This window comes from Plectonema cf. radiosum LEGE 06105 (genome assembly GCF_015207665.1).
Taxonomy (GTDB): Bacteria; Cyanobacteriota; Cyanobacteriia; order Cyanobacteriales; family Nostocaceae; genus Rivularia; species Rivularia radiosa_A.
In genome coordinates, this window is record NZ_JADEWL010000007.1 from 1 (window position 1) to 11,704 (window position 11,704).

Here is an 11,704-nt window from a genome sequence, read left to right on the forward strand (position 1 = left end):
CTGGCTTTCAAACAAATATATAGTTTTCTTGGTTCGGAACCCTTGAGTTGTCGTCGCTTTCGCGTCTCTCTCTCTCAGGCACTTATACATAGTATCGAGAGAATTTGTTTGTGTCAACTCTTTTTTCCAAGTTTTTTGGATATTTTTTTTGTTGATTCCTCAAACTATTGCTGCGTAAGGGTTATGGGCGATAATTTTTTTTGCGGTTTAGTCGAAATCGCTTGGTTGAAACTCCTCTTGATTCGATTTGCGGTAATTATGACGAAACTAAGTCCCAAGGAAACTCGAATAAGTAGAAGTCTCGGTGCTAACCTTCCGCAAAATTAATCAATTAACTGAAAATCAAAAAAATTCATCTCATGAGTATCCATAAAACTTGAGTCTTAGGGTGCGGGAGTACACTACGCCATTTGCTTCAAGTAGATAGATAGACCATCCGAGTTTTGTGACACTTGGGTAAGTCCTGTAAAACAGTAACCGCGCCAAAAATTCCGCAAACTATACAAGTACAGATTATTTGTGGTAACTATAGAGGTCAAAAAGTGACAGCAAGCGTGATCACGCTTGCTGTTGTGCAAAATTAATTAGACATTCCAAAACGCTGAAATCCTTGCAATGAACCGCACCCCGAAGGATGAATGCTATCTCCCGGAGGGAGACGCTCGAAGAACGTTCCTCGCTTCGGACAACATATAATTAATTTTGCCTAAGCACTTATTGCCCTAATCACAAACGATGATATATCTCAAAGTTGGTATTCAGATAAATCCGAAGCAATTAACTTATCAATTAGCTCCGTAACACCAGCACCACGACTATTCTTTGTTACAAAAGTCGCAGCTTCTTTCACTACTGGTAATGCATTATTTACTGCTACAGAGATTCCACACACATTAAGAAAATCTAAATCATTTTCAGCATCACCAACACCAACAACATTCTCTGGTAATAACTGCATATCTTCCAAAGCTGCTGCTAAACCTGACGCTTTGTTGATACCAGTCGGTAAGATCATAAGTGCACCTTTATTCAAAATGATTTCTAAATCTAATCCTAACTCGTTAATAACTTCTGATACCGTTGCCTCGTGTTTATCCCAAGTAGCTACAATGACTTTTCCTATTGAAGGATTGACACCACGTTCTCGTAGCTTATCCACAAACTCTTGCGGTGGTTTTAGAGCTAATAATTTTTCCTGATGATTCGCAGGTACATATAGTAAAGGACCATTTTCCGCTATTACAATATCAAATAAATCTATTTGAGAGAATGCTCTTATTGACACTCTCCGGTCTAAAGACACGGAGATTCTTGATTCAATGAGTCCACTTAGACTAGACCCCTTGCGGTATCTAACCAAGAGGTGGTTCTCTCCCCAAGCGTTACTTTCCGAGTGCCCCTCGGTAGTTGGATTATTCCAAAAATTTGTTTGATTTAAATTCTGAACGTCTAGTCCCCATGAAGATTTTACCTATTCCTGGGAAGGAACTAAAACTATGGAATAGAACCCCATATCTTCAGTTGTCAAGGTACAGATTGCCGCTAGGCAGTTGGGTTTTTATACAGGTTGGTTACCGTTCCTGTTAATAAAATCGTACCATAAATGACTGAGGCTTAAAAGCCTTTATGCAGTTTTCATCCCTGGACTAAAGTCACAGGGTTTTCAACCTTCCCTTTATAAATCATTTAACTCACGACCAGTAATCAAAATTAATTTTCTACCAGAAGAACGTAGACGCTTTAATGCTGCTATGGTTTCATCGTTGACATGACCATGTGTTGCTAATGTACCATCATAGTCTGTAGCTAGTGCTAGATAACGCATAATAAAGTTATGAAAGAAATACCAACAAATGTTACACATAGGATTTACCCTGCATGAAGCCGGTTTTTATACAAAATCCTTGTCTTTAGCATCAGATATCACTGAATAATCCCGATTTATGACTTCACTTGTGTGAATAACGAGATGGATTTTAGTTGTGTAGCAACCATCCGAACGCCTTTTATTTACCTAAAAAAGTCGGGACACTGAAAGCCATATTAACCAAGTAATTTTATTTATGAAACCTATAACCCCTGCACTACCTTCATTTATAATCTTGGATGACTATCTTAAAGATTGGTTACGAGAAGATATTGGAAGGGGCGATCGCACTACCCAAAGTCTGTTAATTCAAGATATAACATCAGGGTTAGCGCAGTGGACAGTTAAAGAGAACGGAATCATTGCTGGATTACCAATCGCAAGGAGAGTATTTCAACTTCTCAATGAAAAAGTTAGTTTTACTACATTGGTGAATGAAGGAGAATATTGTCAGTCAGGAACTGCGATCGCAAAAATCGAAGGTTCTCTTGATGCTTTGTTGACTGGGGAAAGAGTAGCTTTAAATTTAGCAATGCGTTTGAGTGGTATTGCAACATTAACTCGAAAGTATGTAGAAAAAATTGCAGATTTACCTAGTTCATTTGTCGATACCCGCAAAACTACACCAGGATTGCGAATTTTAGAAAAGTATGCGACTCAAGTAGGTGGTGCAATTAATCATCGTATGGGTTTAGATGATGCGGTGATGATTAAAGATAACCACATTGTAGCTGCCGGTGGAATTGGTAAAGCAATAACTTCTATTCGACAACGAATACCTTATCCTTTAACTATAGAAGTGGAAACAGAAAGTTTAGAACAAGTAGAAGAAGCTTTGAAATATCAAGCCGAGATTATTATGTTAGACAATATGAAACCGAATATGATGCGCGAAGCTGTAGAAATTATTCGTCAGCATAATAATAAAGTGAAAATTGAAGCTTCCGGCAACGTCACCCTGGAAACCATTCGCACCATCGCTGAAACTGGGGTTGATTATATATCCAGTAGTGCGCCGATTACTCAATCAAAATGGTTGGATTTGAGCATGAAAATCAATTAAATTTGAGATTTGAGATTTGAGATTTTATTGGATTAAAAATTCAAATTATCAGTCAATTACTCACAATCATATTTACCGATACAGCAACATCCGGAAATGCTAATGGATAAATCGTCCCTTCAGTTACGGTAGATTTTGAAGCATATTCTCCATCTGATGGCTGTCGAAATATAATCAACTGTCTTTTTTTGAGATTTACCACCCAATATTCAATAATTCCTACTTCAGCATAGATTTTAGTTTTCGTTTCTAAATCTTTTTCTAAACTGGAATTGGAATACTCAATCAACCAAAAAATATTTTCCGGATAAGGATGATGTTCTAAATATTCGCGTCCTAAAGGTTCAACAATAGCAATATCGGGTTCAGGTTCGGAATTGTTCGGAAGCGTGATTGGCTTTGCTTGACGAACTTTTGCACGATTACCTAATAATTTACTTAAATACTCCCCTGCTTCAGTACTAAAATAAGCATGGGGTTTTCCTTGCGGTGACATTTCTACAATTTCTCCCCGAAGTAATTCAACTCGACGATTATCAAATATTCCCGCAGCAATCATCTGGTGATATTCTTCTATGCTCCATTTAGCTAAGGTTACTGTCATAGTTAGTCTCCGATGAAACCATGTAATTTAATTGTCTTCTAACTTATATTTTATCCAAAATTAATCTTCAAAGCTTGAATATACCCAACCAATCAGTAAAAAATCATTGGTTATCTGCCGCCGCACAACTTCACTGTTAGCTATGATTGTAAAGAACAATTCAGCAAGCAAATAAATCAATCAAGGGCTGATAACTGTAATCTAAAATTTACCCATAAATGGACATAAATCACCATATTGTCCAGACGCATCTGCTTCTAGGAAGAAAAATAGGACAAGTTATACGGTAAATTACTCCAATGGAAAATAATCAAAGCAAGAACAATTTAAATGAACCAAAGGCAACGCCATTTTCTCAGACATTCTTTCATGGAACAAAGGTTTCTCTAAAGATTGGAGACTTTATCGAAGTTGGTTTTGATTCGAATTTTGGACAGAGAAAAAAAGCTAAATATATCTTCCTGACAGCAACATTAGATGCCGCAATCTGGGGTGCTGAACTTGCTTTTGGAGAAGGACGCGAAAGAATATATTTAGTAGAACCAACAGGACTTATTGAAGACGATCCTGATTTAACTGACAGAAAATTCCCTGGCAATCCAACAAAATCATATCGTTCACTACATCCTTTTAAGGTTGTTGGCGAAGTTACAATTTGGCAAGGACATTCCCCAGAGCAAGTTAAAACAATGAAAGATGGATTAGCTAGGCTTAAAGAACAAGGAATTGAGTCATTAAATGACTAACCGAAAGAAAAAGGGGGGTATTTATTCCAATAGACATCTCCGGAAAAGATGTAGAGACGCAGCATTACTACGTCTCTACTCTACATGGGTTTTGGGGAACGCATAATTAAACTCGGTCGATGTCTAATATATTTAGTCAGCCCGATGTCACTTGCGATCGCTATCGGGATAAAGGGAGGAAGTATTTGCTATGTCCCTAACAATTTCCAGAAATGCTGATAATACTGGTGTCATATTTTCGGCTTTCCAAGTAATACCTAATCCCGCTATTGGAGCATCAGGAGTAAGTACGCGATAAACAACCCCAGCACGTTGAAAATTTTTCACATGGGATGGTAATAAGGAAATACCAATTCCCGCAGCTACAAATCCTAACATCACTTGCATTTCTCTAGCTGCACAAACCACATTTGGACGTAAACCTACTCTTTGATAAATATCGAAAATTTGCTCGTGTAACCCACAACCTCTGTCACGAGATGCTAAGATTAGCGGTTCGTTAGCAAGTGCAGTAATGGGAATTTCTGCTTGTACAGCTAAAGGATGATTGTCTGGTAAAGCCAATACCAAGGGTTCTTGCAGCAAGATTTCCACCGCTAAATTTGCATCGGTAATGGGGGGTATGACAAAACCAATATCAAGATTATTTTCTGCGATCGCAATTACTTGTTTGCTTGTTTCCATCGGTTGCATGATTACCTCCACTTCAGGGAAGCGATCACGAAATTCTTTAATGGAAATGGGTATAATGTCATACACAGAAGAGCCTTGAAATCCAACTGTTAATTGACCAATTTCTCCACGACTAGCTCTGTGGATTATTCGTATTCCTTGATTAAAACGAGCGAGAATTTGCTCAACTTCTATAAGGAAAATTTGACCTGGTACAGTTAATTTTATTTGACGTTGGTTACGTTCAAATAGTATAATACAAAGTTCTTTTTCTAAATTTTGAATTTGACGACTGAGGGATGGTTGGGTAATATTTAACCTTTCTGCTGCACGACCAAAATTTAATTCTTCGGCTACAGCTAAAAAATATCTCAAGTGACGTAATTCTATATTTTGATTCATGCTTAAAAGCTATCGATTACTAGCAAAGAAAGTATTGGACTAGAAAACAGGCATTATTCTAGAGTATTAAAGAATGTGGTAAATGCTGAATCTAGTTTTTAGGGTACAAGGTCAAAAAGATGGTAAAAATTCTGCATATTGATACTAGTCCTAGAGGAGAACGTTCTCACTCAAGGACTTTAACAAATGACTTTGTGGCAAATTGGAAAAATTCTCATCTAGACTCGATAATTACTTACCGAGATATTGGACATCAAATTATTCCCCCAGTCAGCGAAACATGGATTGCAGCAGCATTTTCTTCCCCAGATACACACACCCCAGAATTAACTGCTGCACTGCAACTTTCCAACGAATTAATTGATGAGTTGGTTGAATGCGATCGCTATATTTTCAGCGTCCCCATGTACAATTTTGGCATTCCCGCAAATTTCAAAGCATATATCGACCAAGTTTGTCGGGTTGGACGCACTTTTGTTGTCAATCAAGAAGGTGCTTATGACGGTTTATTAACTGGTAAAAAAATGTTGGTAATTACTGCACGGGGTGGTAGTTTTCCTGCGGGAACTCCTGCTGCGAATTTTGATTTTCAAGAACCTTATATACGAACTGTTTTTGGCTTAATGGGTGTAACTGATATTAACTTTGTTAATGCCGAAAATTTAGCGATGAAAGGTGATGTGCGGGAGCAATCTTTGCAAGAAGCCAAAGCAAAATTAACAGCATTAATAACAGAGTGGAATTAATACCAAAAGTCCGGTTTTTATCTTTTTCTGGAATCTTGATGGGTTCATTGGGTATCATGAATCCCTCATTTGCAGATACCAACAATGAATTTATCCCTGTTACTGCCGTCAGTCAATTAAAAGATGTCCAACCCACCGATTGGGCTTTTCAAGCATTGCGATCGCTAGTAGAGCGCTACGGTGTAATTTCTGGTTATCCCGACGCAAGCTTTCGCGGTCAAAATGCGATTACTCGTGATGAATTTGCTGCTGGTTTGAATGCTGCTTTAAACCGGATTAATGAATTAATTAGTACGGGAAAAGAAAGTTTAGTCTCCCCTGAAGATTTAATTACATTACAACGACTGCAAAAAGAGTTTGCAGGTGAATTAGCTACTTTGCGCGCAAGAATTGATATCTTAGAAACCAGTAATGTAGAACTTTCAGCAAATCAATTCTCCACCACTACCAAATTAACAGGACAGGTAGTAATAGCAGTTAATGCTGGTGAATTTGATGGAGACAAAATCATTGCTCCGAGAGGTGCGGTAATTAGTGAAAATGACCCCAATCCAACCTTCATTTACCGCAGCAGCTTGGATTTAAATAGCAGCTTTAAAGGGACAGATTTACTCAAAATTCGCTTAGTAACCGGAAGTGATGGTGCAAATGATAGTGCTACAGGTTTTCTAGAACCAAATTTTGGTAGCGTTTTAGATTACTCAATTCAAGGACGAAATAATCAAATTAGTCTCGCTCGTTTATATTATACTTTCACCCCCAATCCTGATTTAAAAGTTACCATTGGTTCTGCATTAGTTGCACCCGATTTTGTTGATAAAAATCGCTATGCTAATGTTAGCTTTAAAGACTTTTCCACCCAAGCTTTTGCAAACAATTTCATTTTATTACCTAGAGCCGGAGGTGCTGGTGCTGTAATCGACTGGCATCCCAAAGGTAGTTCTGTAAAACTACGAGCCGCATATATAGCGGGAGATGCGACAAATCAACTACCAGACAATCAACGATTAATTGGAGGAGGAGGTTCAGAAAATATTCGTTTATTTCCTAACGCTGGAGGTGGTGCGGATGGAGGTTTATTTGGAGATCCCTATCAAGGTTTTACAGAGTTAGAATATTCCCCCAGCAAAGCTTTCAATGTACGTTTGCAATACAGTAGTGGAAAAGTATTTGGGAGCAGTTTTCAAGGAGTTGGTGTCAATTTTGACTATTCTTTAAATTCACAAATTGGTATATTTGGTCGCTATGGTTATGCAAGTTATCCAAATACTAGCTTAGGTGACATTAATCCTAATTATTGGATGGCAGGATTTAGCTTACAAGATTTATTTGTCAAAGGAGGTATTTTGGGTTTTGCAATTGGTCAACCATTTATTGAAAGTGCGGTGGGAAATAGTACACAAACTAATTATGAAATTTTTTATAACTTGCCAGTGAATGACAATATTCGCCTCACACCATTACTGCAAATTGTCACAAATCCCAGCAATCAAGATGATAACGGGAGGATTATTAGTGGGACATTGCGGACAGTATTTTCATTTTAATTTTTGAATTTTTAGATATTTCATATCTCCCACTTTTGCGAATAGTTAAATCACACTCTAAAATTTAATGAAACAAGCAACTTTAAACTCAAATACTAACTCAATTTCTACCAAAATTACTCTATTAGTAATTAGCACCCTCACAGTCATGTCAGGTGCGACAATTGCCCCATCCTTACCTGCTATGCAGGAACATTTTGCTAACATAGAAAATGCTGATTATTTAGTCAAATTAGCCCTAACTTTACCTGCATTATTCATTGCCTTGGGTGCGCCATTAGTTGGGATTATTATCGATAAACTTGGACGTAAACCCTTATTAATTATCGCCTTAATTCTCTACGGAATTGCGGGAAGTTCGGGTTTAATTCTCAATAGTTTGAACTTAATTCTCATGGGGCGGGCATTATTAGGTGTTAGTGTTGCCGGAATCATGACCACCGCTACAACCCTAATTGCAGATTACTATATTGGAGCAGCACGGGCGCAGTTTTTAGGATTACAAGCCGCATTTATGGGGTTGGGAGGGGTATTTTTCCTCTCATTTGGTGGTATTATTGCTGACCAAAATTGGCGCTATCCTTTCGGTATTTACTCATTCTCCCTATTACTTGTACCATGCGCTTTCAGTTTTTTAGTAGAACCAAAACGTAACCAACCTGTAAACTTAAATCCAGGAATGTTTACAGATACTCCTCAAAGGCTACCAATTAACTTAATCATTATCACCTATGGCATTGGTATACTGACCCAAATTGTATTTTATTTAATTCCCGTCCAACTACCGTTTTATCTCAAACAATTATTTAATGCGGGTGCATCTCAAAGTGGAATGGCGATCGCACTAGCAACTCTATTCTCAGCAATAGCTTCGCTATTATACAGACAAATCAAAGCCAAACTCAGCTTTATTGCCATTTACGGGATTGCCTTTCTCAATATGGGAATTGGTTATTATTTTATTAGTTTGGGGCAAAATTATGCAATTGTCTTGTTTGGGTTAGCTATTGCAGGTTCCGGTTTGGGTTTATTAATGCCGAATATGAATTTTTATTTGACTTCTGTCACACCCGATGAAATGCGAGGAAAAATATTAAGCGGGGTGACAACATCGTTATTTTTAGGACAGTTTCTCTCACCTTTGTTGAGCCAACCCCTAAGTTTTAGATTAGGTTTAGCTAACACCTACGCATCCGGAGGTAGTTTTATGTTAGTTTTAGCAGCAGTTGCATTAATGACTTTATGGAACTTTAGAGGGAAAAAAATATCCCACAAGTAATTAGTTATTTAAAAATTTATTCTGAACCTCATCTAACTTGAAAACTGTAGTTTTATTGCCAAAATTTTGTGATTGCTTCCTTAGTGGCAATGGCACAACAAAATAATCCAAAACTCCAAATTTCAACATGGTGGAGGTTTATTTAATTAACTGCAATTTCGCAACTACTGGAAGATGATCTGAACCTGCTTCTTTCCCCACATAAGCATCTATTGCTTGAAGTTGTTTTGTATGCCATATATAATCAATCCTAAAAGTAGGAAAAAGTGGACTTAAGTATGTATGTCCGAAACCCCATCCCGCTTCATGAAAACTATCCCTCATTACATGATGCATTTGAGAATAAGTTTCTGATGTATCGGTAAAATTACAATCACACATGAATATTACCGGCTCATTGTACTGTTTTATCATATTAGTTAAATAAGATACTTCCGCAGCGCGACTTGTATACCAATATTTAGCTAACTTAAAAAATTTGTAGTGGGGGTAATTTGGAGTCAAATGTGCAACGATTGCTTCTACAGGTTCTCCATTATTTAAGCGGAGTGTTACTTGGATTCCTCGTTGTATCGGTGGTGCAGGTAAAGTGATAAATTTATCAATGGGAAAGCGACTTAAAATACCTACATTATGAGAAAGTTCAACAGGATGGAAAGCATGATAAGGGTAATCTTTAGTAAAACGTTCAATTAAAATAGGTATTGTTTGCGGAGCTACTTCTTGTAAACCGATAATATCAGGATTATTTTCAGCCACCATTTTATTTATTGAATCATAATCATCATTATTAAAAAGCATATTGAAGGTCATTGCTTTGATAGTTTCTTGGTTATGAGGAACAGGAGCCGATAAAGACGGTAGAAAAAAAGAACTGTACAAACCAATAAATATACCTAAAGGGAAACAAAGTCCCAAAGATAAGCGCCATCTACGTAATAAAACTACAAGCGGTAAGAATATAATTAATGGCACAAATATATATAGCGCTACAGTATTAATTAACGCTAACCACCAGAAACTATCAAAGAAAATAATGCGGAGTAACATCCATAAACAAAACAAAAGAAGGTAAAACCATCCCAGAAGGAAAGTAAATTGAGAAAACTTCATTAGCATTAATAAATCAAATATATATAATCACTCGTTTCAAAATAGCACTTCAAAATGCATTTTCACCGTTTAATAAAAAATATATATCTAATATTTTTTTATTTGTATACAGAATAAAGTATCTATAAATAATCAAAATACTCTTCAAAAAAAAATAGTCTTTTTAAAATATAGAAAGACTATAGCTCACAATCATTTTTGTATTTTTAAAAACTAATTATTCTACCTCTAGAACATCGCGATTCTTAAGCAGCATCGCTGAACGCAATATCAAAGCAATATAAAAAATTAAATCAAAGAGGTCCCATTATTAAATGAGACCACAAGATTAAAATTCAATTTAGCTGCATAGCAGCTTAAGTTTTTAGAAATCCCTACTTCTTCGCGATCGCATTTAAATTTACATGGGGATTGGCGGTGATGGCTTGACCTTCTCCGAGACGTTTGAGTATTTCTGTTACATCTAAACCTGTGGTTTGCCGTAGTTGTTCAATGAAGGCAGCCATACGGGTAGCGGGACTACCACTGTTGGCATCAACAAAAGTGATATTTTTAACATTGACTTCGGGAATACTGGATGCCATTGCTTTGAGTAGAACATCAAGTTTTTGCAGTAAGAAAATTTCTCTAGCGCTATCTCCGGCACTCTTCCAAGATTCGGCGAGTTTACGGATACCTTCGGCTTGAGCTTTACCGTCTTCGATAATTTGAGCAGCATTGGCTTTGGCGATCGCGATCGCCCGCTTACTTTCTGCTTCTGCGGGAGCGATGGTGTCGGCTTGGAGTTGTTGTTCGATTTGTTTAATCCGTTCGGTTTGTACGGCGACTTCGGCTTGGGTACGGGCAATTTCAGCACCGACTAAGGATTCAGCTTCAGCGACTAATGCAACTCGTTTGGTTAAGGCATCACGGACACGTCTTTCGGCATCGGCTTTGGCTATTTCTAAGTCGCGTTGGATACGACGCAGAGCGGTAATTCGTTCGTTTTCGGAGGAACGAATTATAGATTCGGCTTGAGCTTTAGCTTCAGCGATGCGTGCATCCCGTAATAATTCGGCTTGTTGTTTGCGACCGATAGAATCTAAATAACGGACATCATCAGAAATATTTTGAATTTGTAAACTATCTAAAACTAAACCCAGTTTTTCTAAATCGTCTTCGGCTTCGTCTAATAATGTCCGTGCAAAGGTAATTTTATCCGCGTTAACTTGTTCTGGTGTTAAACTAGCGAGAACTCCGCGTAAATTTCCTTCTAATGTTTCTTGGGCTAATTTTTCGATATCCTTACGACTTTTACCAAGCAACCGTTCAATAGCATTATGAATTGTTGGTTCTTCCCCAGCAATTTTGATATTAGCAACACCTTCAACTGTTAGAGGAATACCACCTTTAGAATAGGCATTAACTACCTTTAAATCAATAATCATGTTGGTCAGATTCATCCGATAAGTCTGTTCCAACAAGGGAGTTTGGATACTACTACCACCTTTGACTAAACGATAACCAACTTCCCGACCATCTGCAAGACGACGTTTTCCCCCAGCGAAAATCAAGACTTCACTGGGTGGACAAATATGATACAAATTTTTAATTACTAAAAAACCTGCACCAGCCCCAGCCCCAAAAATTCCTAATAGTAATCCAATTAGTTCAATCATTATTTAT

Annotated in this window: 11 protein-coding genes; 5 read left to right on the forward strand and 6 right to left on the reverse strand. The window is 37.4% G+C overall.

Annotation, left to right across the window (positions count from 1 at the left end):
* Positions 1-745: 745 nt before the first annotated feature.
* Positions 746-1,303 (reverse strand): HAD family hydrolase, encoded by a 558-nt coding sequence (locus IQ247_RS03335; RefSeq protein WP_322745405.1) that lies wholly within the window; start codon positions 1,301-1,303, stop codon positions 746-748.
* A 372-nt stretch (positions 1,304-1,675) separates the two neighbouring features.
* The gene (locus IQ247_RS03340; RefSeq protein WP_193917042.1) at positions 1,676-1,825 is read right to left on the reverse strand and encodes an HAD family hydrolase; all 150 of its coding nucleotides are present in this window, start codon (positions 1,823-1,825) and stop codon (positions 1,676-1,678) included.
* Between the two features lie 238 nt (positions 1,826-2,063).
* On the opposite strand from IQ247_RS03340, the gene nadC reads away from it, so the two are divergent.
* Entirely contained in the window at positions 2,064-2,930 is an 867-nt protein-coding gene (nadC, locus tag IQ247_RS03345) for a carboxylating nicotinate-nucleotide diphosphorylase (protein ID WP_193917044.1), read from the forward strand.
* Positions 2,931-2,982: 52 nt separating this feature from the next.
* On the opposite strand, the gene IQ247_RS03350 is transcribed toward nadC, so the two are convergent.
* Entirely contained in the window at positions 2,983-3,534 is a 552-nt protein-coding gene (locus IQ247_RS03350; protein WP_193917046.1) for a Uma2 family endonuclease, read from the reverse strand.
* A gap of 299 nt (positions 3,535-3,833) precedes the next feature.
* On the opposite strand from IQ247_RS03350, the gene arr reads away from it, so the two are divergent.
* Positions 3,834-4,280, forward strand: a complete 447-nt coding sequence (arr, locus tag IQ247_RS03355; protein WP_193917048.1) for an NAD(+)--rifampin ADP-ribosyltransferase — start codon at positions 3,834-3,836, stop codon at positions 4,278-4,280.
* Between the two features lie 147 nt (positions 4,281-4,427).
* Here arr and IQ247_RS03360 read toward each other — a convergent pair whose 3' ends face one another.
* Positions 4,428-5,354: a LysR family transcriptional regulator gene (locus tag IQ247_RS03360; RefSeq protein WP_193917050.1), complete on the reverse strand. Its 927-nt coding sequence runs from the start codon at positions 5,352-5,354 to the stop codon at positions 4,428-4,430.
* A 119-nt stretch (positions 5,355-5,473) separates the two neighbouring features.
* On the opposite strand from IQ247_RS03360, the gene IQ247_RS03365 reads away from it, so the two are divergent.
* From IQ247_RS03365 to IQ247_RS03375, 3 genes are all read left to right on the forward strand, one after another.
* Positions 5,474-6,100, forward strand: a complete 627-nt coding sequence (locus IQ247_RS03365) for an FMN-dependent NADH-azoreductase (RefSeq protein WP_193917051.1) — start codon at positions 5,474-5,476, stop codon at positions 6,098-6,100.
* A gap of 56 nt (positions 6,101-6,156) precedes the next feature.
* On the forward strand, positions 6,157-7,647 hold the full coding sequence (locus tag IQ247_RS03370) for an iron uptake porin (RefSeq protein ID WP_228059439.1): 1,491 nt from the start codon (positions 6,157-6,159) through the stop codon (positions 7,645-7,647).
* Positions 7,648-7,714: 67 nt separating this feature from the next.
* The gene (locus tag IQ247_RS03375; protein ID WP_193917053.1) at positions 7,715-8,926 is read left to right on the forward strand and encodes an MFS transporter; all 1,212 of its coding nucleotides are present in this window, start codon (positions 7,715-7,717) and stop codon (positions 8,924-8,926) included.
* Between the two features lie 138 nt (positions 8,927-9,064).
* Here IQ247_RS03375 and IQ247_RS03380 read toward each other — a convergent pair whose 3' ends face one another.
* Positions 9,065-10,039: an endonuclease/exonuclease/phosphatase family protein gene (locus tag IQ247_RS03380; protein WP_193917054.1), complete on the reverse strand. Its 975-nt coding sequence runs from the start codon at positions 10,037-10,039 to the stop codon at positions 9,065-9,067.
* A 374-nt stretch (positions 10,040-10,413) separates the two neighbouring features.
* Complete coding sequence (locus IQ247_RS03385; protein ID WP_228059440.1) at positions 10,414-11,697, reverse strand: flotillin family protein; 1,284 nt, start codon at positions 11,695-11,697, stop codon at positions 10,414-10,416.
* Positions 11,698-11,704 lie beyond the last annotated feature (7 nt).

What these genes read in the sequence shown, in the direction of transcription:
- IQ247_RS03380 (WP_193917054.1), bottom strand. Translation starts at nt 10,039, where the DNA reads ATGAAGTTTTCTCAATTTACTTTCCTTCTGGGATGGTTTTACCTTCTT.
- IQ247_RS03365 (WP_193917051.1), top strand. Translation starts at nt 5,474, where the DNA reads ATGGTAAAAATTCTGCATATTGATACTAGTCCTAGAGGAGAACGTTCT.
- arr (WP_193917048.1), top strand. Translation starts at nt 3,834, where the DNA reads ATGGAAAATAATCAAAGCAAGAACAATTTAAATGAACCAAAGGCAACG.
- IQ247_RS03340 (WP_193917042.1), bottom strand. Translation starts at nt 1,825, where the DNA reads ATGCGTTATCTAGCACTAGCTACAGACTATGATGGTACATTAGCAACA.
- IQ247_RS03350 (WP_193917046.1), bottom strand. Translation starts at nt 3,534, where the DNA reads ATGACAGTAACCTTAGCTAAATGGAGCATAGAAGAATATCACCAGATG.
- IQ247_RS03370 (WP_228059439.1), top strand. Translation starts at nt 6,157, where the DNA reads ATGAATCCCTCATTTGCAGATACCAACAATGAATTTATCCCTGTTACT.
- nadC (WP_193917044.1), top strand. Translation starts at nt 2,064, where the DNA reads ATGAAACCTATAACCCCTGCACTACCTTCATTTATAATCTTGGATGAC.
- IQ247_RS03360 (WP_193917050.1), bottom strand. Translation starts at nt 5,354, where the DNA reads ATGAATCAAAATATAGAATTACGTCACTTGAGATATTTTTTAGCTGTA.
- IQ247_RS03385 (WP_228059440.1), bottom strand. Translation starts at nt 11,697, where the DNA reads ATGATTGAACTAATTGGATTACTATTAGGAATTTTTGGGGCTGGGGCT.
- IQ247_RS03375 (WP_193917053.1), top strand. Translation starts at nt 7,715, where the DNA reads ATGAAACAAGCAACTTTAAACTCAAATACTAACTCAATTTCTACCAAA.